Source organism: Roseovarius litorisediminis (assembly GCF_900172295.1).
Lineage (GTDB): Bacteria > Pseudomonadota > Alphaproteobacteria > Rhodobacterales > Rhodobacteraceae > Roseovarius > Roseovarius litorisediminis.
Genome location: NZ_FWFL01000006.1, coordinates 201,034 through 225,226 on the forward strand (window position 1 = coordinate 201,034; position 24,193 = coordinate 225,226).

Here is a 24,193-nt window from a genome sequence, read left to right on the forward strand (position 1 = left end):
TTTACCCGGCCACATTCGGCTCAGGTCGGCAGGCCCACGACGAAACGCGCGCCCAGCGGGTCTGACGTGGGATCGGCATCGGTCGGGCGAATATTCTCGGCCCAGATCACGCCATCATGCGCTTCGACGATCTGCTTGGAAATTGCCAGGCCAAGGCCCGAGTTATTGCCGAAATCGCCCTCAAGCCGCTCGGAATAGAACCGCTGGAACACTTTGGTCAGCGCCTGCTCGGGAATGCCCGGCCCGGTATCCTCGACCACAACCAGCACCCGGTTATCCCGTTTGCGCGCCCACAACCGGATCGCATCCCCTTCATCACAGAAACTGATTGCATTGGTGATCAGGTTGACGAAAACCTGCGCAAGCCGCGCTTCAAGCCCGGTGATCACCACCGGCTCTTTTGGAAAATCCGTGATGAAATCAATGCCTTTGTTATCGGCTTCTTCACCCAGATATTGGCCCAGGTTGCGCAGCATACTGATCAGATCAAATGACTCCTGCTCTTCCTTGACCAGCTCACTGTCCAGTCGCGACGCGTTGGAAATATCACTTACAAGGCGATCCAGACGGCGTACGTCATGCTCGATCACCTGCAACAACTTCTCGCGCTGATCGTCGCGCTTTGCCACGCGCATGGTTCCGACGGCACTGCGCAGACTGGCCAACGGGTTCTTGATCTCATGGGCCACGTCGGCCGCAAATTGTTCATTGCTGTCAATACGGTCATACAGCGCCGACACCATGCCGCGCAGCGCGCCACTCAGCCGCCCGATCTCGTCAGGCCGAGCTGTCAGGTCGGGGATTCGGACGCGCCCTGCGGACCCGCCCTGATTACGATCACCACCGATTTCAGCCGCTGACGCCAGATCCGACAGCGGATTGGCGATGGTCGAGGCCAGTATGAGGCTCAGACCAATCGAAACCAGCGTGGCAATGACAAACATCTGCAAAACCCGCTCGCGCTCCGACCGGACCAGATTGTCGATCTCACCGGTCACACTGGCCAGGGCCACCACGGCCACCGGTTTGCCCGATTGAAGAATCGGAGAGGCAACGGAAAACACCGTCCCCTTCGAGATTTCCCCGGTTTCAACCTGAGTCCCGCTTGCGATCGTACGCTCTACCATCCCCTGCACCTGTTTTTCGATGCTGATCCGGTCACGACGCGACGACGCCGAGGTGAAAGGCGATGAAGCTTTGGACCAGACAGAATTCAGAGCATCGGTAATGATCGTCGGCTTTGGCTCTGCCTGGCTGCCATAGCGGGCCGCCTCTCCGACAACCTTTCCCGCCAGCGTCCCGTCCGCATCAAAGATGAAAACTTCAACGCCTTTCTGAACATCTAGCCGGGCCAGAGTCTCGGCGATGTTAATCCCGTCTCCGGTGATCAGATTAACAGGTGCGCCGTCCGGCATCTGTACCTCAAACACGTCGGCGATCAGATCGACCTCATTGATCAGGCTGTTGGCCCTTTGCAGCGCCAGACTGTCCCGAGACGAATTGAGATAAAGGATACCCGCAACCAGAACGTTCAGGGCGATCAGATTGAACGTGATGATCTTGCGCGTCAGGGATGAATCCCTGAGTGAGAAAAACCCACGCCCTTCGCGTCGGACACGAAGCTCGTGTTCGACAATATTATCTGGCGCTACAAAATCATCCCCCAGGACAACGTCGCCGTCTTTTCGATGCGCATTATTACGCACGTTGACCCTCTCGGCCAAAGCCATCAGTCTTCGTTATATCGGTAACCAATTCCATAAAGCGTCTCAATGGCCGAGAACTCTGGATCTACCATTCTGAGTTTCTTGCGTAGCCGTTTGATATGGCTGTCGATTGTCCTGTCATCGACGTAAACCTGATCATCATAGGCAACATCCATCAGCTGATCGCGGCTTTTGACGAAACCAGGCCGCTGCGCCAGTGCCTGAAGCAACAGAAATTCCGTCACGGTCAGCGCTACATCCTGACCTTTCCAGCCCACCGAATGGCGCAAAGGATCCATCCGAAGATCCCCACGCTCGATCACCTTTGTTTCTTCGGTATCGCCCACGACATCGCCCGCGATGGCTTCCTGACGGCGCAACAGCGCCCGGATCCGCTCCACCAGAAGACGCTGCGAAAACGGCTTTTTCACATAATCGTCGGCGCCCATGCGCAGACCCAGAACCTCGTCAATCTCGTCGTCTTTCGACGTCAGGAAAATAACCGGTATCGACGATTTCTGCCGCAGCCGCTGCAACAGGTCCATCCCGTCCATACGCGGCATCTTGATATCCAGCACGGCCATATCTGGTAGTTTCTTGCTAAAGGCATCAAATGCCTGCTGACCGTCATTATAGGTTTCCACTTCAAAACCCTCGGCTTCAAGGGTCATAGAGACGGACGTCAGAATATTCCTGTCATCGTCCACCAGGGCGATCCTAGACATGGCAACTATCCTTATACTGCTCTTGTTGCGTTATTTTTCCGCCCACTATGCGCTTTTTCAGGCTTTACAATCAATCCAAAAGTGCGATTCGCGTCTTTCCGCGCCGCAGTTTGCGACAAAACAAGTTGGATATGGCCAAATTGACTCACAATTTGCAGCGACATTCTCTACTGTTTCCGCTAACCCGGCGGTGGTTGCGCTAACTTACGCTTGGTTGCGCTAACTGCGCCAAACCGTCCTGTTCTTTTCGATAAGCGTCATGCTAAGAGGCCGATAAAGGGCGGTGTACCATTACACACCGGTGCTCACTGACACCTCGCACCGCCCCGGCAAAATGCGACAGGAGCTTGAAACGCATGACATTTGGACGGGTAAACCCGCAATTCCGGCTGGAAGATCAAGGCATCAAAGGTCTGGGAAATGTCTACTACAACCTGATTGAACCGGCCCTGATCGAAGCCGCAATCAAGAATGGCGAGGGCAAACTGGGCCGTGGCGGGACGTTCCTAGTCACCACCGGCAAATTCACCGGCCGCTCACCCAAAGACAAACACGTCGTGAAAACAGACAGTGTTGCCGATACCATCTGGTGGGAAAACAACGCAGCGATGTCTCCCGAAGGGTTCGATGCGCTTTATACCGACATGATCGCCCATATGCAGGGCGGGGATTTCTACGTGGAAGACCTTGTAGGTGGCGCTGATCAGGCCCATGCGATCAATGTCCGCATGATCACCGAACTGGCATGGCACGGTCTTTTCAACCGCACCATGCTGCGCCGTCCAGACCGCGAAGACCTGGATGATTTCGTCGCCGATTTCACCCTGATCAACTGCCCCAGCTTCAAGGCGGATCCAAAAAAGCACGATTGCCGGTCCGAAACCGTCATCGCAATGAACTTTGACCGTAAGATTATCCTGGTCGGCGGCACTGAATATGCCGGTGAAAACAAGAAATCGATCTTCTCGCTGCTCAACTACCTGCTGCCCGAAAAAGGCATCATGCCGATGCACTGCTCGGCCAACCATGCCCATGGCAACCCGGTTGACACCGCCATCTTCTTTGGTCTTTCGGGCACTGGCAAAACTACCTTGTCGGCTGACCCGTCACGCACGCTGATCGGCGATGACGAGCACGGGTGGTCTGAACGTGGCACCTTCAATTTTGAGGGTGGCTGTTATGCCAAGACGATCAACCTTAACCCCGAGGCCGAACCCGAGATTTACGCCACCACTACAAAATTCGGCACCGTCATTGAAAACATGGTCTATGACGAAGAAACTCTGGAACTGGATTTCGAAGATGACAGCCTGACGGCCAACATGCGTTGCGCCTATCCTCTGCACTATATCTCGAACGCATCCAAATCGGCGATTGGCGGCCATCCCAAAAACATCATCATGCTGACATGTGACGCCTTTGGCGTGCTGCCCCCCATCGCCCGGCTGACCCCCGCGCAGGCAATGTATCACTTCCTCAGCGGCTTCACCTCCAAGGTCGCCGGAACCGAGCGCGGCGTGACCGAGCCCGAGCCAACATTCTCAACCTGCTTCGGCGCTCCCTTCATGCCGCGCCGGCCAGAGGTGTATGGCAACCTTCTGCGCGACAAGATCGCCAAGCACGGTGCCACCTGCTGGCTTGTCAACACCGGTTGGACCGGTGGTGCTTACGGCACCGGCAGTCGGATGCCGATCAAGGCCACCCGCGCCCTTCTGACCGCCGCGCTTGACGGCTCGCTCAACAAAGTGGATTTCCGTGCGGACCCCAATTTCGGTTTTGACGTTCCCGTCAATGCTCCTGGCGTGCCCGAGGTTTTGCTGCACCCCCGCCGCACCTGGGACAAGCCCGACAGCTACGACCGTCAGGCCGCCAAACTGGTGCAGATGTTCTCTGACAACTTCGAACAGTACCTGCCCTACATCGACGACGACGTCAAAGCCGCCGCCATCGGCTGACGTACGGTTCGATCCTGCACAACTTCACAGGGTGCGCAGACATGCGCACCCAATCTGTGAGAACCTGTCGAAATCTCCTGAACGGCCGCCAAGCAAATTTCGCTGGCAGAAAACGGGTGCCGCTATCGGCCTGGCACCTGCTTTTCAATACGCCGGAACATCAGGGTGATTATCCCGGCGATGATCATGTAGAACACGGCAAGCAACAGCAGCGGTTCGTAAACAATAAACGTATCCGAACGCACACGCGACGACACCGAATAAATCTCGACCACCGTGATCGTTGCCACCAGCGGCGTCGCCTTGAGCTGAAGGATGGTTTCGCCACCCAGGGTGGGCAATACATTGCGGATGGCCTGCGGCAGCCAGATACGGCGGAACATGGTGAAACGTGGCATGCCAAAGGCGTTTGCCGCTTCAAGCTGGCCTTTGTTCACGCCAGAAAACGCGCCGCGCATGACCTCGCCTTCGTACCCCGCATAAGACAGCGTCAGGGCCAGCACCGCATAGGGCCAGGCTTGTCGCAGGTAGGGCCACAGTTCGCTTCCGCGTATCCACGGGATTTGCGGAAAGAGCGAGCCCAGCCCGTAATAGAGAAGCCAGATTTGCAAAAGCAGCGGCGTGCCACGAATGACGGTACAAAAAATGCGTGCGGGCGCCGACAGGTACCACGGCCCCACCGCCTGGGCGAGGCCCAGCGGGATGGCCAGCAGAAAGCCCAGAACCGTGGTGACAACAAGAATCCAGATTGTCCGCCACAGCCCCTGTATCGCCAGCGGTGCATATTGCGGAATCCAATCCCACCTGAGTGCGACGGCACACCAGATGATCATCCCGATGAAAAGCGCCATCAGGACAATCCGGTGGGGCTGCATAAGGGCGCGCCAGGTGATCATCGCTCGCCGCTCCTTAAAGAGCGTTGCCCCCGCCGCGCCCATTTCTCGATCCGGGCAAAGACCGCGCCCGAACATAGCGTGACAATCAGATAAAGCGCGCCTGCGGCTAAGAAAAAGGTGAAATAGGCCCGGGTACTGGCCGCAGCCTGACGGGTTTCCAACGTCAGTTCACTAAACCCCACGATGGCAAGAAGGGCGGTGTCCTTGGTAGCAATCAGCCACAGGTTGGCCAGCCCCGGCGTGGCAAAAGACATCATTGCAGGGATTGTAACCCGGCGCATCAGCATCAGGGGCGGCATGCCAAAGGCACGCGCCGCTTCGATCTGGCCCGGCGGCACGGCCTGAATAGCGCCGCGCAGAACCTCGGTTGAATACGCACCCTGAACGATGCCCAGCACCCAGATACCCGCGACAACACCGCTGATTTCAACCCGGCCATATCCCATCGCCTGCGACGCCTGATTGATCAGATCGGTGCCGACGTAATACAGGATCAGGATCAGCACCAGTTCAGGCACCGCCCGGATCACGGTTGTGTAAATGGCAAGGAGGTCACGCATGACCACCCCGCCATAAAGCTTGCCATACGCCCCGAACAACCCGATCACCAAACCAAAGCCAAACGCCCCAAAGGCGATCTGCAATGAATTAGCCAGACCGCGCAGAAGGTTGCTACCCCACCCCGGAGGGCTGAGCGACAACAGTTCCGCGCTTTTGGCCAGACCAAGCGTTTCGAGGATAAGGTCCAAGTCCTGACCTTATTCGCTGTAGATGCTGGTGGTAAAATACCGCGAGGTGATCTCGGCATGGGTGCCATCAGCCAGAATGGCGGCAATGCCCGCATTCAGTTTTTCGCGCAACCCATCGTCGCCCTTGCGGACACCGGCACCGACGCCGCGACCAAGGATGGATTCGTCATTGGTGACCGGGCCTTTGATCTCGCAGCAGGCGCCAGCGTCGGTTCCGACAAAATCTGCCATGGCAATGCTGTCTGCCTGTGTGGCGTCGATCCGGCCGGAAACAAGGTCCTGATTGGCCTCGTCCTGGGTCTGATAAACGCGAATTTCGGCAGCGTCACCAAAATAGGCATTCGCATAGGCCTGATGGATCGTCGAGGCCTGAATGCCAATGATCTTACCCGCCAGCGATTCTGGAGTTGCCGAGATATCCATGGATTTGTCAGCCACGATCACGGCAGGCGTGTTGTAATAGGGATCGCTGAAGTCGATGGTTTTCTGACGCTCTTCGGTGATCGACATTGATGCCATAAGCGCATCAATTTGCTGTCCGGTCAGCGACGGGATAATCCCATCCCAGGCCACCGGCGTGATCACACAATCAAGTTTGGCGGCGGTACAGACCGCATCAATCACCTCGATCTCCCAGCCGACCCATTTGCCCGATGAATCCAACGAGGCGAACGGCGGGTAAGGTTCAGCGGCTATACCAATCTTGACTTCTTCGGCGGTGGCGGCATTTGTGCCCAGCACCGCGGTTGCCAGACTGGCAATCAGTAGTTTCTTGAGTTTCATTGGTCTTCTCCCGTTTTTTGGTTTGGTTGATTTCATTTAGCCGACTGTTTTCAGAAATTGTTTCAGTCGTGCTGATTTCGGATTGCCGAACAATTCGGCTGGGGGGCCTTGTTCTTCGATCCTGCCCTCGAACAGGTAAACAACATGAGTTGCCACCTCGCGGGCGAATTTCATCTCATGGGTGACCAGCAGCATGGTGCGCCCTTCGGCGGCCAGATCACGGATCACGTTTAACACTTCGCCGACCAGTTCAGGGTCAAGTGCGCTGGTGGGTTCGTCAAACAGCATCACACTGGGATCAACCGCCAGTGCACGGGCAATGGCGGCGCGCTGTTGCTGGCCTCCGGACAGGAAAGCCGGGAAAGTATCGGCCTTTTCACCCAGCCCAACCCGATCCAAAAGGACCTTGGCGTTTTCAATTGCCTCTGCTCGGGGAACCTTCAGCACATAAACCGGTACCTCGATCACGTTTTCCAGCAGGGTACGGTGTGTCCACAGGTTGAAGGCCTGAAACACCATGCCAAGGCGGGTGCGGACACGTTCGATCTGGCGTCGGTTCGCTGGCGAACCGTCGGGGCGCATCTGAATCTCTTCGCCACTGACGACGATCTGCCCGGACGTGGGTGTTTCCAGAAAGTTTATACAACGCAGGAAGGTGGACTTGCCCGAACCACTGCCGCCAATGATGGCCACGACGTCGCCCTTATGGGCGGTCAGCGAAAGCCCTTTAAGCACCTCAAGCGCACCAAAGGATTTATGCAGATCAGTGACGCAGATGGCTTCGTCCTGTGTATCGGGCGACTGCATTGTTGCGGCTATCGAATCTGCTGTTGCCATCGGATTTCCCTGCTTTCCGGGTTGTAGTTATGCGTGCATTCAGTAATTATGCAAGTGTATAATTAAACGAAACGAGACGCCCGGTGACTGAAAACGCTCCAAAATTCAGGCGCGAGCCCGCTGAACAGCGCAAAGAGGCGCTGATTCTGGCGACGCTGTCCCTCATTGCCGAAAAGGGCGTGCGGGGGGCGACCGTGCGCGAGATCGCCAAACGCGCCGAGGTTACCCAGGGCCTGATCCGTCATCATTTTTCGTCAAAAGAAGACCTGATCACAGCGGCTTATGAGCACCACATGAGACATATGACCAATCTGACCGCAGCCCGCAGTGCCACGGCTCATGCCTCGTGCAGGCTGCGATTGGCGGCCTTTGTCGAAGCGGGATTAAAACCGCCTGTACTTGATTCCAGGTCGGTCTCTTTGTGGGCCAGCTTTCTGAACAAGGTTCGCGAAGATGCACGGATGCAGGCCATTCACGAGCAAACCTATCATGACTTCCGCGACCGGCTTGAGGTTTTGATCGCGGACGCCCTGAAAGAGGCAAAGATCACCACCACAGCGCAGCACCTGCGGGAACTGGCGATCGCCTGCAATGCCGTCATCGACGGGCTGTGGATGGAAGGCGGTGCTTTGCCCGGTGCATTTGAACCAGGCGAGTTGCCCCGGATCGGGCTCAGATCGGTTGGTGCGATTATCGGCGTGGAATTGGAAGCGGCAGAGGGCCAGACATGAAACACACAGCAATCACAAAACGTCTGGCAGGCCTGGGTGGCGCCAAATGGGAGGTTTACCTGAAAGCCAAAGATCTGGTGGCACAGGGCCGGGACATCATCGAAATGACCATTGGTGAACCGGATGTGCCTACACCCGATACGCTGATAGATGCGGCAACCGACGCGATGCATCGGGGCCGGACCACCTATTCCAGCGGGCGGGGTGAGGCCGGGTTAAGGGCCGCTCTGGCCGAACAATATACCCGTAGCGCGGGACGCGATATCACCGCCGATCAGGTCTTGTGTTTCCCGGGCACGCAGACCGCGCTTTTTGCCGTTCTGATGGGCGTGGCCGAAGAGGGTTGCGAGGTGCTGGTTGGTGATCCGATGTATGCCACCTACGAGGGCGTGATCCGCGCCAGCGGTGCCGATATGATCCCTGTGCCGCTGCGCCCGGAAAACGGGTTTCGCATCCACGCCAAGGATATTGCCGCACGGATCACACCAAGGACAACCGCCATTCTTCTGACAACACCGCATAATCCCACCGGCTCGGTTCTGACGGCGGCTGATATTGACGCGGTTGGCGCTCTGGCGGTTGAACATGACCTGTGGATCATTTCAGACGAAGTGTACCAAGAGCTGATTTTCGACAGCTCTGTTTTTACTTCTCCGCTGTCGCGGCCCGAACTGGCCGACCGGGTGATTGTGGTGTCTTCGATCTCGAAATCCCACGCCGCCCCCGGGTTTCGCAGTGGCTGGTGCGTGGGGCCCGAAGCTTTTACCCAAGCGCTGCTGCCCTTGTCGGAAACCATGCTTTTTGGCAATCAGCCCTTTATTGCCGACATGACCGAAAAGGCGATACGCGACGGTTCAACCGTGGCACCGGGCATGCGCGCACGATATGCCGCGCGTGCCGATTTGCTGGAACGGCGCTTGTCGCAGGAAAGCGCCTTGAAAGTACACCAGCCACAGGCCGGGATGTTTGCCATGATCGACGTCAGCGCCACGGGACTGAACGGCAACGACTATGCCCTGCACCTGTTGGAACATGGCGGTGTGGCCGTTATGCCCGGTGCTTCTTTTGGTGAGACGCTGGACAGCTGGGTGCGCATCGCGCTGACGGTCGATGACGCCGATTTTGACGCTGCCTGCGACCGGATCATTAAACACGCCAGCCTGTTAGAAAAGGAAATCGCATGACAAGCATCGGAGAAGCACTGGTGGCCCAGTTGGCCCAACGCGGCGTCGATACAGTTTTTGGTATTCCCGGCGTTCACACGGTCGAGCTTTACCGCGGATTGGCGGCCTCGGGTATTCGACATGTCACGCCCCGCCACGAACAGGGGGCGGGGTTTATGGCCGATGGCTATGCCCGGGTGTCGGGCAAGCCCGGCATAGCCTTTGTGATCACCGGGCCGGGGTTGGCTAATACGCTGACAGCGATGGGGCAGTCACGCGCCGATAGTATTCCGATGCTGGTGGTGTCAGGGGTGAATAAGTTGGCCAGTCTGGGCAAAGGTCTGGGTCATTTACACGAACTGCCGGATCAACAGGCGATGGCGCGGACCGTGGCGCTGGTGTCTGAAAGGATCGAAGGCGCGGATGATCTGGCCCCGGCGCTCAGCCGCGCCTTTGCGCCATTTCAATCCGGCCGTCCCGGCCCGACCCATATCGAGATACCGCTGGATGTGGCGGGCGCAGACATGGCCACCCGGACAATCACTGCAAGCGTTCCTGCGATTGCCGCCCCTGATGACGATCTGATCATTCGGGCCGCCGCTTTGCTGAACAACGCAAAAGCGCCGGTTGTTCTGGCCGGTGGCGGCACACGCCACGCGGCACAGAAGGTCCGTGAACTGGCGGAAAAACTGGATGCCCCGGTGGTGCAGACAGTGAATGCCCGCGGTATCCTGTATGACCACCCACTTGGCGTACCCGCCAGCCCAAGCCTGAATGCTGTTCGGGATCTGATCAAAGCCTCGGATGTGGTTCTGGCCGTCGGCACCGAGCTGGGCCCGACCGATTACGATATGTACGCCACCGGCACGATGCCTGTGATGCAAACACTGATCCGGGTCGATCTGTGCCCGGATCAGCTGGCGCGCCATCCGGCTGAAGTTGCAATTGTTGGCGAAGCCTCGGCGGCGCTGACAGCCCTGAACAAACGCCTTGAACCCCGCACCAATGACACAGGTGGCGCCACCCGGGCGGCCGAAACGCGCAGCGGTGCCTTTGAGGAAATCGGGACGGAAATGCGGGCCCTCAACGAAATGCTGAACACCCTGCGCGATACAGTTCCAGAGGCAGTAATCGTGGGCGATTCCACTTATCCGGTCTATGCGGGCAACCTTTATTATGACCATGACCGCCCCGGCGGGTGGTTCAACGCGGCCACCGGATTTGGCGCGCTCGGCTATAGCATCCCGGCTTCCATAGGTGCGGCACTGGCCGCCCCCGATACCCCGGTGATCTGCATCGCAGGGGATGGCGGTGCACAGTTCAGCCTGCCCGAGATGATGTGCGCCGTGGACGAGAAGCTGCCGATCATTTTCGTGATCTGGAACAATCACGGCTATCAGGAAATTGCCACCTCGATGCAGGCCGTGGGCGTAACAGTTGTGGGCTGTGATCCAACCCCGCCGGATTTCGCAGGTGTGGCCCAATCCTGTGGCATGCCGTTCTGGCGTTGCGGGCCTGACACAGATGGATTTGCCAGCGCGCTAAAGGCCGCATCGCGCGAAGCAGGGCCAACCCTGATCGAAATCCGGGCGCCCAACCTGTCCCACGGCAACTGATCCAACGAGGAATTGATGACCAACCCAAGTTTTGAATTTTCCCGCGCAGTCACCCGCCGCCCCTCGGCAAGCATCATCAATGGGCTGCGCGCCGAAGATATCGGCACGCCCGATCTGGATCAGATGCTGGCCGATCACGCGCATTACGTGGCAACGCTGAAAGAAACCGGGGCCGAGGTGATCGAATTGCCGCCGCTCGAGGCTTATCCCGACGCGGTCTTTGTCGAAGATACGGCCCTGTGCCTGCCGCAGGGGGCGGTGATGATGCGCCCCGGCGCCCCCAGCCGAATGGGCGAAGTGGCCGAAATGGAACCGGCGCTTCGGGCGGTCTATGAGGATATCCGCCAGATCAGCGGCCCCGGGCATATTGAAGGGGGCGATATTCTGGTGACAGGGCGCGAGGTTCTGGTAGGCCGCTCTGACCGCACCGATGCCGCCGGGGTGGCCGAACTGGCCGGAATCCTTGCCGATTGGGGCCATAGCCTGCGCGAGGTGTTCACCCCGCCGGGTGTGCTGCATTTCAAGACCGATTGTTCGCTGCTGGATGCAGACACTATCCTGTCGACCAAACGGCTGGAGGCGTCAGGCTGTTTTGAAGGCTACAACGTTCTGCACGTCGCCGACGGCGAAGAGGCAGCAGCCAACAGCATCCGGTTCAACCAATACGTGATCTGTCCTGCAGGATTTCCGCGCACCGCAGAAATGCTGAGCAATGCCGGATATGATGTGGTTCAGATCAACAATTCAGAATGCAGCAAGCTTGACGGCGGCATGTCGTGTTTATCGCTGAGATTTTGAAGGCCAAGAATAGGTGGTGTGGCGGGACTTGGTGGTAAGGATACTTTCAATCGGTCCAGGGCTAAAAAATGCCGCCCACCTCAAACGCATCCTCGGCCTGGGACGGCTCCGATTGCGCGGCCCATGTGGCGTTCAAGACGAGTTTACCCTCGCAGCCACCGCCCAAAACCTCCGGAAACTGGCAAAGCTCAAGCCAATACTGCCCGCCGCAGGTTGAACCGACGGTTACGCCTTAGACATCTGAACGAAATCAAACCGATACCTCAAACCAGCCTGCCGAAATCAAAGACTTTTTCAACGAAATCGGCTCTCTGCCCAAATTCGCTGCATCGTGCTTGAATGGCCGGTGTGGACCGGCGGCGCATAAGCCCTTACATGTTGCCGTTCACTAACGTGTTTTGGGAAAGCAGTCGTTTATTCAAACCCGCCATGCGCAAACGTCCGGTTTTCCATTTTGGGTCACTTGGTGGCGTGAAGGTCAAAATCACCTGACGTTCGACACCTGGCTATCTGCACGTTCTGCTGAACAGATTAGGCAGGGTCTGTTGATGAGCCCAATTTGAAACACCCCGATGTTACAGGTCTTTGCTGCGGCCCAAGGGCTGGTTTCCGCAATTTGCCCCAAAATCCCTGCCGGGGGCATCCGGTAAAAAGGGCCGAAAGTGGCCAGCCACAAAAAGTTTGGGCTGCCAACTTTCTGGTCAAGCATTTCAAAAAACCACGAACAGCCCTGCCCTGCGGCTTGGTCCCAAATGCCGGATTTCGTACAAAACGTACGCTCTGTTCCCAGAACCACCCAGATCGCGTACGAAATCCACGTACGTTTCGTACGCTTTGTACGCTCTCAGGTCGGAGCCATCCGCAGCGCGGCGCGGCCCATGCATAGGTTTGTGGCCATCGCCCCCACCCACATGAAGAAAACCGCTACCCAGGCCGTAGTGGCAAATATCGCCCCTCCCGACATGCCTGCACCCACCGCACAACCGCCTGCCAGCATCGCGCCAAAACCCATGAGAACAGCCCCGATCAGATAGCGCTCCATCGGCGTATCTGCGCCAAAACGCTGGATTTTTGCCTCGCGCTTGAACAGCGCCATCACCGCCGACCCGATAAATACCCCCGGCACCAGCCCCACGCCAAAACCAAGCGGCAGATCGGTGCTATTGACCAGCCCCATCAGCGTATCCGTAGATGGGCCGGTGAATGTGACGGACGAGACCGCCACCACCTCAAACGAGGTCTCCGCGATGGCATAAGTTAGCAACCATCCCAACGCCACGGCCATCCCAACAAGTGCTGCAGCAACTGCCTCACCGATCGGAACTTGCCTGCTAAACGCAAGGAAAAAAGAGAAAAAAAGCACGATGAACGCAATTCCCGCTGCCATCCCATGCCCCATTCCGATCTGTGACAGCAGGCTGCGCGCTTCGCCTCCGGGAACCAGCCACAGCCCCGCCAGCACCTCGCGCACGGGCGATAAAACACCCCGCAGCGATGATTGCGCCACTAACGTGAGAACCAGCCCTGTCACAAAGGCCCGCAGGTTGCCCGTGGCCGACAACACCAGCAATCGGCTGGCACAACCCCGGGCCAGGATCATCCCGCAGCCAAACATCAGGCCGCCGATGATCGCCCCCGACATAGAGCCGGTGGTCGCCAGCTGACGTGCCTGCGACACATCCAGCCAGCCAAGCCAGATCGCGCCCTGCACGGCGGCAACCCCAGTGCAAAACGCGATCAACCATATCGACAGACGCGGGCCAAAACTGCCTTCGCTGACCTCGACCGAGGCCGCGCGCAGGCAAAATCGCGAATGCTGCGCCGCCGCACCGAAGAGCACGCCAACCAAGGCCCCGGCCAACATTAGCACCGCCCCATCACCGAAACGGTCAATAAAACTTTCCAGCATATGCCATCCTTTCCGGATCGCCAGACCCTAGCGGCAGGACGCCAAAATCGCTTTGACCTTTGTCAAGCAGCAACCTCGGAACCAGGCACCAAAGCCTTATTCCATTGCCTTTTTCACAATTTCATCTGACAGGGCCTGCACCTTTTGCATCACGCCATCAGGGTAGTTGGGATAGCCGATTTCAACATCGCCGCCCCGGTCGGTTACGAATATCTTGTAGGGGCAATGCACGATATTCATTGCATCGGCCTCCATCACTTCGCGCGACAGCTGAGCCGAGCAGAACAAAAAGATGTCAGCCGCTGTAAACACCTCAACGTCGCTGCCTACATCAGCTGCGGTACGGTTCAGCATTTCACCAACATGGCTGGTAAAATCGATGACCAGGCCATGCCCGACAATTGCGTTTTCAACGGCAAATGTGGCATCTTCAAACGCGCCATCAAACTTATAGACCGTCGCAACGTCACCCGCGAACACAGGGACGGCCATCAGGGCAATGACACCCGCAAGGAAATTGGTTTTCATGATGGTTCTCCTCTCATAACTTTCATTCAGACAGATATTTTCGGTGCGGGCGTTGCGCTGGATCAATTCGCCACCGGTTGGGTTCAGCCAAACATGTCTGCAGTGATCCCGGCATACCAACCTACGGATTCCTCGTAGGTAGCTTTACGCGTTGCCGCGTCTTCGCCGGTCTGAGAAATGAACCCGTCAACCTTGGCGATCTTTTCATCTGTCGCCTCATAGGTCGCTCCTACTTTGACCCCGTCGTCGGTATCAATCAGCGACCAGCAGGTATTGCTGAACTTGGCCGGAAACACCTTGGAGCTGGTCAGCGCACCACGCACCGCCATGGCACAGACCTTGGCCTGGGAATTGGCAGCAAAGCCGGATTTGGGCATATCGCCCTGCGCGGCAGAATCGCCCAGCACATGCACATCCGCATCCGCCTTGCTGCTCATATCCGCTGCATTCACAGGCACCCAGTTGCCATCGGCCACACCTGCCATATCTGCGATGCGCCCGGCTTTCATCGCCGGAATGACGTTGCAGACATCAATCTTTTCTTCGGAGCCGTCGATATCAACTGTCATGGCCTCGGGGTTCACGCTGACATTGTCACCGCCGAAATCCGGGCCGATCCGCTCGATCATGCCGCCGTAATGATGCTGCCAGCCTTCCTCGAACAGCGCCTGTTTCGAGAATTTTTCTTTCGGGTCGACGATCAGGATCTTGGCCGTGGGATTGTTCTGTTTGAGGACGTGCGCCACCATCGACACCCTCTCGTACGGCCCCGGCGGGCAACGATAAGGGTTGGGCGGGGCCACCATGGCAAAGGTGCCGCCTTCGGGCATCGCCATGATCTGTGCCTTGAGCAATTCAGACTGCGAACCTGCCTTGTAAGCGTGGGGCATCTTGTTTTGTGCAGACACGTCCCAGCCCGGAACCGCGCCGTCGACAAAATCAATGCCGGGGCTCAGGATCAGCTTGTCGTATTTCAGCGTGCTGCCACCGGCCAGCGCAACCGTCTTGGCATCGCGGTCCACGTCCACAGCCCAGTCATGCACAACGTTGATGCCGTATTTTGCGGCCAGCGTACCATAGGTGTGGCCGATATCCTCGAGGTCGGTGAATCCCCCCAGGTAAAGGTTGGAGAAAAAGCAGGTAAAATAGGTCCGCGAAGGTTCAACCAATGTAACGTCGATGGCACCCTTGCTGTCCTTAGCGATATAGCGCGCGGCCGTGGCACCGCCTGCGCCCCCCCCAATCACCACAACGCGGGGTTTGCCGTGGCCATCAGCCATCACCGCAGGTGCGGCAAGGCTGACAGCAGCTGCGGCGCCTGTGCCGATAAATAAGCGTCTGTTCAGCTTCATTATTCTTCTCCCTGAATGCCCCGGCTATTCGAGGTCTTTGAAATAGGCCGCCAGCGATGCGATCTCCTCGTTCGACAGGCGCCCCGCCATCATTTGCATGACAGGGTGCCGACGCAATTTGTTCTTGTAGGCATGCATGGCCACGACAAAGTTTTCTTCGGGCCAACGGGTAATCGACGGAATGCCCTGCGCGCTACCATCACTTTGGTGGCAGGTCAGGCATTCGGTCGAAAGGTATTCACCATATTCCGGGTCGCCCTGAAGGGCCAGAATGGCCGGATCAACATCGTGGTCGGTGCCGCGCGCGGTGGGTTCGGCCTCGGGAATATTTGAAGGGTTATCGGAAAACATCCGCAAGTAAGCCATCAGATCGGCCCGTTCCTGCGAATCATCCAATCCCGGAAAGCTCATCCGTGTTTTCGAAACCAATGCCAGCGGGTTGGCGATATAGGCGTCCAGTGTTTCGAACGTCCACGTCAGCCCGTCAACGCCCGCACGCTGCATCGACTTTGAATAGGCAAATCCTTCGTGGGTCGCGGCCCGACGACCAAACAGCCCATTCAGGTGTGGCCCGATACTGTCTTGCGCGCCGTTGCCAATCTCGTGGCACCCGCTGCAAACATCAAACAGTTCTTTTCCAGTCTCGGCATCGCCCGCCAGTTCGGCGTGGGCTGCCCCTGCCGCCAGGACAGCGGCAAAGGCTATGTTCAGGTATCGAGCGATCCGCATTCTACCTATTCGGCAAAGGTCGAAAGATAGGCCTCAATCGCGGCAATATCTTCGTCCTTGCGTAAACCGGCAAAGCTCATCTTTGTGCCTTTGATGTACTTCTTTGGCTTGGCGAGAAACTCGGCCAGGGTCTCAGAGTTCCAGCTCAGACCTTCATCGGCTTTTTCCATCAAAGCGTTTGAATATTTGAATCCATCCACAGCACCTGCAGCACGTCCCAAGATACCATTCAACTGCGGACCCACACGGTTCTTGGCCCCGTCGCCTACCTGATGGCAGGACTTGCATTTCTTGAATACTTTTTCACCCGCAGCCACCAATTCGGGATCAGGTGCTTCAGTTGCGGCGGCCGCTTCTTCCACGGGCTCGGGTTCAACAACCTCGGCCTCAGCGCCTTCTTCTTCCGGCGTTACATCCAGCACAAGCGCACGCATGGTAATCTCCACGCTATCCTTGCAGTTTTCCATGCAGGGCTCACCGGTCCAGATTGCATGCTCTGCCTCGATCCGGTCATCGACGATAAAGCCCTCTGCATTGGGCATTTCCACGTCCAGGAACGTATCGCGCGACAGTTCAAAATCTTCATCAACCAGATCGTTGGAATAGAGGATATAGGCAACAATCGCATAAACCTCGTCATTTGTCAGGCTTTGTGCGTTGCCAAACGGCATCGACCGGTTGACGTAATCCCATGTGGTCGACAGGTAGGGCCAGTAGGATCCCACGGTTTTCAGCGGGTCCTTATCCGCCAATGTGCCCTGCCCGCCAGCCAATTTGGGCCAGTTGCCCACGCCCTCGGCAAAATCACCGTGGCAGGCGGCACATTTTTCGGCAAACACCTCTTCACCGGTCAGCACATCGCCCGACCCTTCGGGCAGGCCGCTGCCATCCGGGCTGACATCAAGGTTCCATGCAGCAATCTCTTCAGGCAGTGCCGCGCGCCCCAGACCAAACTTTTCGGCCAGAACCGGGCTGGCCGTCAGGGCAAACGCCGTTATCAGCGTGGTTGATTTAAGAAACTTCGACATTTTCAGCCTCCCCGTTCGGGCGGACCCACCAGGTCTGGATACAGTTGTTATGATAGATCGAGTTTTCACCACGGACTTCGCGCAGCTGTGTCTTGGTCGGCTGAACATAGCCGGTTTCGTCCATCGCACGGGATTGCAGCAGCATTTCTTCGCCGTCCCACTCGGTATCCAGATAGAACCGCGTCAGTGCCATCTTCTCGCCGGGCTTGGCCAGACGGGCGGTTTCCCATGTCTTGCCGCCATCTTTGCTGACATCCACACGCTTGATTGCACCGCGACCTGACCACGCCAATCCGGTGATCACCAGGGGCCCTTTTCCGTGAGTGATGGGCGATTGCGGGCTGGGTGAGGTCACGACCGATTTCGCGTCCATCGCCCAAGTCCATTTGCGGCTGATACCATCAGCCAGCGTATCGGTGTATTTGCTGGTTTCCTCGCGGCTTTCCACGGGGCCTTCCATGACCTCAATCCGGCGCAACCATTTGATCCACATGTTGCCTTCCCAGCCGGGAACAACCAGCCGTACGGGATAGCCATGTTCTTTACGCAGCGCCTCTCCGTTGGCCTTGAAGGCGACCAGCACATCATCCAGCGCCTTTTCCATCGGGATTGAGCGACCGTTCGATGACGCATCAGCGCCTTCGACGTATATCCACTTGCCAGCAGTGTCATAGCCGGCCTCTTCCAGCAGTGTGCGTAGCGGCACGCCGGTATATTCCATATTGTGGATCATACCATGCGTGAACTGTGCACCATTCAATTGCGCACCGGCCCATTCCATGCCGGTGTTGGCCGCGCATTCGCAGAAATAAACGTGGTTTTCGCGCGGAAACCGCTCAAGATCGGCGTAGGTAAAGATCAGCGGCGTATCGACCATGCCGTTGATCATCAGGCGGTAGTCCTGCTTGCTCAGTTCAATCGCACCCGAGTGGTGGCGCTCGAACGCGCAGCCCTGCGGCGTGATTGTCCCATCCAGCGCATGGATCGGTGTGAAGTTGATTGAACTGATCGTATCGGCGGTCAGCCATTCCACATTGCGGCGTATGACGTCGCTTTCATACTCGATCGGCAGCCCGTAGGGCGTGGCATCTACACCGTCACCAAAGCCATTGGCCCATGGCTGAACTTCGGTGATCAGCGGGTCAGGTGTTTCGGCCTTTGCGGCCCCGGCCGTAATGGCCCCCGCCGCAGCCGCCGCCGTGCCGCGCAGAAACGCGCGTCGCGACGTTGGTTTGCCTGTGAAGGTCTTGGACATCTCACATGCCTCCTTTCAGCTAGACTTCAGGCGCCAACAACTTTGACGCTGGTATTGGGTTTAACAGTGACGGTGCCCTGCTTGCGGATATGGCTTTCGACCACATCCCAGATCTGCGGGCCTTCGGTGCCTTCGTTCACGCTGGCCCAGCCCGCAATCTGATAGGTCTTGGCCGGATCAATCGCCTCGCCTGTTTTCAGCAGGGTCATTTCGGTGATGCGGCTGCCCTGAGGTTTGGTGATATCAATCCGATACCCCAACCCCCCGGTGCGCACCATGTCGCCCCCTTGTTGATAATAAGGGTCAGGGTTAAACAGGTTGTCTGCCACGTCTTCCAACACCACACCCAGGAATTCCCCAGTCATTTCCGTACGGTACGCTTGACCATAGGTCATCGAGGTGACGTTCCAGATATCCTCGCGGGTGATATCCTGGCCGGGCAGGATCGATGGCCCCCAACGCACTCCGGGTGACAGGGCGATATCGGCCTCACGTTCAGAGATCAGCGCATCGCAGATCAGATCATCCCATGTGCCGTTGAAATTGCCGCGACGATAGAGCAGCGAATCCGTCTGCCCGATCACCTCGGTCAGTTGGTCCATGTAAGGCGCGCGCTGTTCGTCAATTACGGCAGCCACTTCGGCGTCAGGTTCAATCACATCCGAAAAGATCGGGATCAGTTTATGGCGAAAGCCCATCATCCGCCCGTCGCGCACATCCAGATCGACGCGGCTGACGAATTTGCCGTTACTGCCCGACGCGATGATAATCGTCTCGCCCACCAACACAGGTTCAGGCAGTGCGTCATGGGTGTGGCCCGACAGGATCACGTCGATGCCGGTCACGATACTGGCCATCTTCTTGTCTACGTCAAAGCCATTGTGGCTGAGAACCACAACCAGTTCCGCACCCTGCCCGCGCACCTCATCGACCATTTCCTGCATGTTCTCGTCGCGGATACCAAAGGCGTATTCGGGGAACATCCAGCCGGGATTGGCAATTGGCATATAGGGGAATGCCTGCCCGATCACGGCGATCTTGACGCCGCCGCGCTCAAAGAACTTGTAGGGCGGAAACAATTCGGCCGGTTCATCCCATTCGGCGTCAAAAATATTCTGGCCAAGAGCGGCGAATGGCAGACCCGCGACAATCTCATTCACCCTGTCCGATCCAAGCGTGAATTCCCAGTGAAAGGTCATCGCGTCGGGTTTCAGCGCGTTCATCACGTTGACCATGTCCTGGCCTTCGGTCTGGTAACAGGTATAGCTGCCATGCCATGTGTCGCCGCCATCCAGCAACAGGGCATCGGGCCGCTCGGCACGGATAGCATTAATCACCGTCGCCATCCGGTCCAGTCCGCCGACCCTGCCATACGCCTGCGCCAGCGCGTTGAAATCCCCGGCACTCAGCGCGTAATGCGATGCGCTGCCGTCGTCGATGCCGTAAAGCTTGCGGAAATCGGCGCCGGTGACATGCGGCACCTGCCCCTTATTGTCGCCAACGCCAAGATTGATCGAAGGCTCGCGGAAATAGATCGGTTTCAGCTGCGCATGAATATCCGTCACATGGATAAGAGAGACATTTCCAAACGTATCGAACTGCAGCAACTGGTCCTGCGTCAGTGCCTGTTGCGCGGCCAACCGCCCCCATTGCCCGTAAGAAGAGGCCCCAAGAATGGCCGAAGCCGCCATGCTTGTCTGAAGAAAATCACGCCGTGAAATCATCTGAAGTCTCTCCGTACCGTATATACATGCGGCTTTTTGAATGTTTTGTGATAAAGAAACCCCCGCCCGGTCAAACCGGGCGGGGGTTTCAGATTTTAGTTTCGGACAGACGGCCCTTCGACCGACAAACCGTTGCCACGCGAAGCGACATAAAGCTCAAGCGCCACAAACTCGGGGCTGCCGGGCTTATAAGTCTCAGCGCGTGTGTCACGTACACAGCCCTTGAACCGGGCATGGACCGAGTTCAACTTGGTATTTTTCAACCGGTATGCCGGGAACCCATTGATTTGACCCTGACTCAGGTGATCCGCGCGGATCATCTTACCATAGTTGTCTTCATGGCAATTTGCGCAGGACAGTTCCAACTGACCGGTACGGGTATAATACAGCTCTTTGCCGTCTTCCCAGGTCGATTGTGCCGGGCCATCAATTGCCACATTAATGGGCATCCCGCGTGAAACGGATGCCAGCAGCGCCGTCATGTTCACCATGTCGCCGCCGGTGTATTTCCACTTTTCGGCACCCATACGCGTGGTGCGGCAATCGTTGATCTGCATCTCAAGGGTGCGGACCTCTTCGGCGGCATCATTCCACTTGGGATAGACGGCGCGCACGCCTTTCATGCTTTCTTCTGCATCGCCGTGACAGCTGGCACAGGATTTGCCCTCTGAGCCTTCAACCGTTTCCCAACTATCCATTGCTTTTTCCACAAAGATCATGCCGGGATTGTCAAAGTCATCAGACTCCATTGCCCGGGTTTCAGTGCCCCGGAAAAGCCAGCCCGACATAACCTCGTCCAGCGCGTCGGCCAGATGGGCCGGTGCTGCTGTGCGGGTTACAATTTCAATCTCTTCATTGATGATCAGATTGTCGTCCACCGGATCAGCAAACGCTGCGCCGGTGGAAAGCAGTGTTGCGCCAATCAGGCCAGAAATCAGTTTTGTTCTTGTCATTATCGTCCTCCCTGACGATTGCCCTTATTTCAACGCGATTTTTTTGGTCGTTTCATAGACCGAGCCATCGTCGTCGTACCAGGTGAAGTGGAACTCACCGGCCTCGGGCACTTTGGCCTGAAACTCAAGATAAGGGTTGGTCGAAATCGCCGGCTCCAACGTAATATCAACGACCAGTTCGCCGTTAAATTCGCAGGTAAAGCGGTTGATGATCGAACGCGGGATGATGTTGCCATCATCGTCTTTGCGCTGACCCGATTCCATTTGGTGACTGATCAGCGTTTTGACGGTGATCACGTCACCGGCGGCAGCCGATTTAGGTACTTTGACGCGGGGTTTTACACCTGAAGCCATATCTTAATTCTCCTCGAATGCCTTAGCCGCCGCAGCCGCCGATTGTTACCTTGACTGTCGCCGATGCCTTCGCAAACGAGCCGTCGGCCATCTTGGCAATAGCCACAACGTCCTGCGTCCCCGCCAGGCGGATACGTGTAGAGGCAGCCTGCGATGCAGCCAGAGGCCCAAATTTAAAGGTCGCGACACTGGGTGTCGGATTGCCCATCGCCAGAACCAAAATCTCACTCGCGCCGGGGGCATCAACTTCGATCGGAACAGTATTGCCGTTTTCGGCAATCTCGGGGGCGGTCAAAGTAATACCGCCATCGGCCATTTCGGCCCCACCGGTAAAGGCGGCAATGGCATCTTCGCCCAAACCGGCCGATGCCGACAAAGGCAGGCCAAGCGCCACAAAGGCCCCTGCCCCCACAACCAACGCGTCACGTCTGGTCAGTTTCATGTCTGAATTCTCCTGGTCTTGTTCACCGCATGCGGCGAACGATCACTCTTTGAGGGTTGCCAGATAGGCAACCACGTCTTCGATTTGCTGTGCGGTAAGGATCGGGCCAAACGTATCGTCCGGCGCTTCACCGGTGTAGGCATTGCCCGGCCGGATGAAACCTTCTGTTTTGTAGAACGACGGCATCATGGTGCCTTCAAACATTATCTTGGCGTTGGCCACGATGCCGCGCAGTTCTTCTTCGGTCCAGCGATCACCGGCACCATCAAGAGACGGGCCGATTTCGCCGTGGAACGGCACGTCGCTCAGGTCGCTGACCTGATGGCATGCAACGCAATTGCCCAGTTTCTTGCTGCCGACAATTTCGCGACCGCTTTCGCGATCACCCGGAACGCCTGTCAGCGATTCCGCAACAGTCCCGTCGCTGAAACTGACTTCGGTCGGCGCGATCTCGCCCGCCGAAACGGCAAATGCCGTCGAGGCCAGAGCAATGGCGGTGATGATGGATCTTTTCATGCGTCCTCCCATAACACATTCAAAATTTCGTATATCATAGTACACAGAATCGTGAACCGGCAAGGATAAATTCTGTTTTTGGAATTCATCGCTCGCCAGCATGCGGCTCAATCGCCCAGATCGACCGTTCGTTCCCGTATCATACGAGCATGATAGCGCTGGAAATCCTCTTCTGATTCAAGCGCATAGCGTTTTTCATTCACCCAGGTCAGCAGGTCAAGCGTGGTACCTGCTTCAAATGCTCCCGGCATAACGGCAACGGCGGCCTGCGCGGCGGTCTGGCCCTCTTCCACCTCTTCTGGCATGAAAAGAATCGATGGCGTGAACATCATTCCCCATTTGCGGGCGGCGTCCCTCTGCGAAAGTACCTGACCGTCGAAATCAGTAAGTTCAGATGCCCCATACAGATCAATCTGAACCACAAAGAAATTCTCACGGATGTAGCTGTCTATCACAGGCAACGGAAAGACATCACGGTGCATTCGTTCGCAGTAGATGCAACCGCGCTGCTCGATCAGGATCATCAGGCGTTTGCCCTCAGAATTGGCCTCGGCCAGATCTTCACGCAGATCCTTGAACGTGTCTCGCAGCCAATCAGGTTTGTGCAGCCCGTCATCGCCCAGTTCAACCGCCCAAACAGGCAAGGCCATCAGCACAGCTGCCAACAGAATCAGAACACGTTTCATGGCATCTCCTCCTTCGTCAGATGTTGCGGAATACCGGAAACGTCTCCAGCATCCATTGCGCGATGTAATTCACACTATCGGTGGCAATCAGCACCGCAAAGACGATCAAAAGTATGCCCATCGCCTTTTCTACCTTGGGCAGATGGCGCCTGAATTTGGCAGCAAACTTTAGGAACGGCCCGATGAACAGCGATGCCACCATAAAGGGTGTGGTCATCGCCAGCCCGAATACCAGCAATAGCATCAGCCCCTGCATCGCGGTCGATTCGGTGCTGGCTGTGAACACCACCGCGGTCAGCACACCACCGACACAGGGGGTCCAGCCTGCGGCGAAGGCAAAGCCCACTACATACGCGCCCATCACCGACATGTTCTTTGTCTTACCGGCATCCATCTGGAATACACGATTCAGAAACCCGATACGCAGCAAGCCTAGGAAATGTAGTCCAAGTATCAGCACCACCAACGCCGCAAGCAGCCGGAATTCGGTCTGAAATCCACGAAATGCCTGGCTTAGCCCAAAGGCCGCCGCCCCCAGCAGGACAAAGACCGTGATGATCCCAGCCGAAAACATGACCGAGGCCAGAAAGGCCCGTCGCCGCACGCCCGGCGCCAACTCACCTTCGGCGCTGATCTCCTGCATGGACGCGCCTGCCATATAGCTCAGGTAAAATGGCACAATCGGAAGCACGCAGGGGGAAAAGAAAACGATCAAACCACCCAGAAATGCGCTCAGGATCGACACGTCAAACATCGGG

At 57.2% G+C, this 24,193-nt stretch carries 25 protein-coding genes and 1 pseudogene; 7 read left to right on the forward strand and 19 right to left on the reverse strand.

Annotated elements, in window-relative coordinates; all coding sequences use genetic code 11:
• Nucleotides 1-20 precede the first annotated feature (20 nt).
• The gene (locus PEL8287_RS12960; protein ID WP_085892836.1) at nt 21-1,730 is read right to left on the reverse strand and encodes a sensor histidine kinase; all 1,710 of its coding nucleotides are present in this window, start codon (nt 1,728-1,730) and stop codon (nt 21-23) included.
• Entirely contained in the window at nt 1,730-2,431 is a 702-nt protein-coding gene (locus tag PEL8287_RS12965) for a response regulator transcription factor (RefSeq protein WP_085892837.1), read from the reverse strand. Before PEL8287_RS12965 ends, PEL8287_RS12960 begins: the two co-directional genes overlap by 1 nt.
• On the opposite strand from PEL8287_RS12965, the gene PEL8287_RS19810 reads away from it, so the two are divergent.
• Both PEL8287_RS19810 and PEL8287_RS12970 read left to right on the forward strand, forming a co-directional pair.
• Nucleotides 2,430-2,654: a hypothetical protein gene (locus PEL8287_RS19810; protein ID WP_139837796.1), complete on the forward strand. Its 225-nt coding sequence runs from the start codon at nt 2,430-2,432 to the stop codon at nt 2,652-2,654. The genes PEL8287_RS12965 and PEL8287_RS19810 overlap by 2 nt on opposite strands.
• Before the next feature lie 133 nt (nt 2,655-2,787).
• Nucleotides 2,788-4,386 (forward strand): phosphoenolpyruvate carboxykinase, encoded by a 1,599-nt coding sequence (locus PEL8287_RS12970; protein ID WP_085892838.1) that lies wholly within the window; start codon nt 2,788-2,790, stop codon nt 4,384-4,386.
• A 122-nt stretch (nt 4,387-4,508) separates the two neighbouring features.
• Here PEL8287_RS12970 and PEL8287_RS12975 read toward each other — a convergent pair whose 3' ends face one another.
• The 4 genes from PEL8287_RS12975 to PEL8287_RS12990 are packed head-to-tail and all read right to left on the reverse strand — an operon-like array spanning nt 4,509 to nt 7,651.
• The gene (locus PEL8287_RS12975; protein ID WP_085892839.1) at nt 4,509-5,282 is read right to left on the reverse strand and encodes an ABC transporter permease; all 774 of its coding nucleotides are present in this window, start codon (nt 5,280-5,282) and stop codon (nt 4,509-4,511) included.
• The gene (locus PEL8287_RS12980) at nt 5,279-6,031 is read right to left on the reverse strand and encodes an ABC transporter permease (RefSeq protein ID WP_085892840.1); all 753 of its coding nucleotides are present in this window, start codon (nt 6,029-6,031) and stop codon (nt 5,279-5,281) included. The genes PEL8287_RS12975 and PEL8287_RS12980 overlap by 4 nt, the downstream gene beginning before the upstream one ends.
• A 9-nt stretch (nt 6,032-6,040) precedes the next feature.
• Nucleotides 6,041-6,814 (reverse strand): transporter substrate-binding domain-containing protein, encoded by a 774-nt coding sequence (locus PEL8287_RS12985; protein ID WP_085892841.1) that lies wholly within the window; start codon nt 6,812-6,814, stop codon nt 6,041-6,043.
• A 36-nt stretch (nt 6,815-6,850) separates the two neighbouring features.
• Nucleotides 6,851-7,651 carry an ABC transporter ATP-binding protein gene (locus PEL8287_RS12990; protein ID WP_085892842.1) on the reverse strand — a complete coding sequence of 267 codons (801 nt, stop codon included), beginning with the start codon at nt 7,649-7,651 and terminating at the stop codon, nt 6,851-6,853.
• A gap of 83 nt (nt 7,652-7,734) precedes the next feature.
• Here PEL8287_RS12990 and PEL8287_RS12995 point away from each other — a divergent pair, with 83 nt between their 5' ends.
• From PEL8287_RS12995 to PEL8287_RS13015, 5 genes and pseudogenes are all read left to right on the forward strand, one after another.
• Nucleotides 7,735-8,382, forward strand: a complete 648-nt coding sequence (locus PEL8287_RS12995) for a TetR/AcrR family transcriptional regulator (protein WP_085892843.1) — start codon at nt 7,735-7,737, stop codon at nt 8,380-8,382.
• Nucleotides 8,379-9,566, forward strand: a complete 1,188-nt coding sequence (locus tag PEL8287_RS13000) for a pyridoxal phosphate-dependent aminotransferase (RefSeq protein ID WP_085892844.1) — start codon at nt 8,379-8,381, stop codon at nt 9,564-9,566. The genes PEL8287_RS12995 and PEL8287_RS13000 overlap by 4 nt, the downstream gene beginning before the upstream one ends.
• Nucleotides 9,563-11,161 carry a 5-guanidino-2-oxopentanoate decarboxylase gene (locus PEL8287_RS13005; RefSeq protein WP_085892845.1) on the forward strand — a complete coding sequence of 533 codons (1,599 nt, stop codon included), beginning with the start codon at nt 9,563-9,565 and terminating at the stop codon, nt 11,159-11,161. The genes PEL8287_RS13000 and PEL8287_RS13005 overlap by 4 nt, the downstream gene beginning before the upstream one ends.
• A gap of 15 nt (nt 11,162-11,176) precedes the next feature.
• Complete coding sequence (locus tag PEL8287_RS13010; RefSeq protein ID WP_085892846.1) at nt 11,177-11,959, forward strand: dimethylarginine dimethylaminohydrolase family protein; 783 nt, start codon at nt 11,177-11,179, stop codon at nt 11,957-11,959.
• Between the two features lie 73 nt (nt 11,960-12,032).
• Nucleotides 12,033-12,176: pseudogene (locus PEL8287_RS13015) on the forward strand (IS5/IS1182 family transposase); the annotation flags it as partial.
• A 627-nt stretch (nt 12,177-12,803) separates the two neighbouring features.
• On the opposite strand, the gene PEL8287_RS13025 reads toward PEL8287_RS13015, so the two are convergent.
• The 13 genes from PEL8287_RS13025 to PEL8287_RS13085 all read right to left on the reverse strand — a co-directional run bounded on the left by PEL8287_RS13025 (nt 12,804) and on the right by PEL8287_RS13085 (nt 24,189).
• Entirely contained in the window at nt 12,804-13,868 is a 1,065-nt protein-coding gene (locus tag PEL8287_RS13025) for a YeeE/YedE family protein (RefSeq protein ID WP_085892849.1), read from the reverse strand.
• Between the two features lie 96 nt (nt 13,869-13,964).
• The gene (locus PEL8287_RS13030; protein WP_085892850.1) at nt 13,965-14,396 is read right to left on the reverse strand and encodes a DUF302 domain-containing protein; all 432 of its coding nucleotides are present in this window, start codon (nt 14,394-14,396) and stop codon (nt 13,965-13,967) included.
• Between the two features lie 83 nt (nt 14,397-14,479).
• Nucleotides 14,480-15,748, reverse strand: a complete 1,269-nt coding sequence (locus tag PEL8287_RS13035) for an NAD(P)/FAD-dependent oxidoreductase (protein ID WP_085892851.1) — start codon at nt 15,746-15,748, stop codon at nt 14,480-14,482.
• Nucleotides 15,749-15,772: 24 nt separating this feature from the next.
• Nucleotides 15,773-16,477: a c-type cytochrome gene (locus PEL8287_RS13040; RefSeq protein ID WP_085892852.1), complete on the reverse strand. Its 705-nt coding sequence runs from the start codon at nt 16,475-16,477 to the stop codon at nt 15,773-15,775.
• 5 nt (nt 16,478-16,482) lie between these two features.
• Nucleotides 16,483-17,505 carry a c-type cytochrome gene (locus PEL8287_RS13045; RefSeq protein WP_085892853.1) on the reverse strand — a complete coding sequence of 341 codons (1,023 nt, stop codon included), beginning with the start codon at nt 17,503-17,505 and terminating at the stop codon, nt 16,483-16,485.
• A complete protein-coding gene (soxC, locus tag PEL8287_RS13050; RefSeq protein WP_085892854.1) occupies nt 17,489-18,760 on the reverse strand; it encodes a sulfite dehydrogenase in 1,272 nt (423 codons plus the stop codon). Before soxC ends, PEL8287_RS13045 begins: the two co-directional genes overlap by 17 nt.
• Before the next feature lie 26 nt (nt 18,761-18,786).
• Entirely contained in the window at nt 18,787-20,484 is a 1,698-nt protein-coding gene (soxB, locus tag PEL8287_RS13055) for a thiosulfohydrolase SoxB (protein WP_085892855.1), read from the reverse strand.
• Between the two features lie 95 nt (nt 20,485-20,579).
• Nucleotides 20,580-21,437 (reverse strand): sulfur oxidation c-type cytochrome SoxA, encoded by an 858-nt coding sequence (gene soxA, locus PEL8287_RS13060; protein WP_085892856.1) that lies wholly within the window; start codon nt 21,435-21,437, stop codon nt 20,580-20,582.
• A 24-nt stretch (nt 21,438-21,461) separates the two neighbouring features.
• Nucleotides 21,462-21,791 carry a thiosulfate oxidation carrier complex protein SoxZ gene (gene soxZ / locus PEL8287_RS13065; protein ID WP_085892857.1) on the reverse strand — a complete coding sequence of 110 codons (330 nt, stop codon included), beginning with the start codon at nt 21,789-21,791 and terminating at the stop codon, nt 21,462-21,464.
• 22 nt (nt 21,792-21,813) lie between these two features.
• Nucleotides 21,814-22,233 (reverse strand): thiosulfate oxidation carrier protein SoxY, encoded by a 420-nt coding sequence (gene soxY, locus PEL8287_RS13070; protein WP_085892858.1) that lies wholly within the window; start codon nt 22,231-22,233, stop codon nt 21,814-21,816.
• Nucleotides 22,234-22,275: 42 nt separating this feature from the next.
• The gene (gene soxX / locus PEL8287_RS13075; protein ID WP_085892951.1) at nt 22,276-22,749 is read right to left on the reverse strand and encodes a sulfur oxidation c-type cytochrome SoxX; all 474 of its coding nucleotides are present in this window, start codon (nt 22,747-22,749) and stop codon (nt 22,276-22,278) included.
• Between the two features lie 107 nt (nt 22,750-22,856).
• The gene (locus tag PEL8287_RS13080) at nt 22,857-23,435 is read right to left on the reverse strand and encodes a thioredoxin family protein (RefSeq protein ID WP_085892859.1); all 579 of its coding nucleotides are present in this window, start codon (nt 23,433-23,435) and stop codon (nt 22,857-22,859) included.
• Between the two features lie 16 nt (nt 23,436-23,451).
• Entirely contained in the window at nt 23,452-24,189 is a 738-nt protein-coding gene (locus PEL8287_RS13085; protein WP_085892860.1) for a cytochrome c biogenesis CcdA family protein, read from the reverse strand.
• Nucleotides 24,190-24,193: the final 4 nt, after the last annotated feature.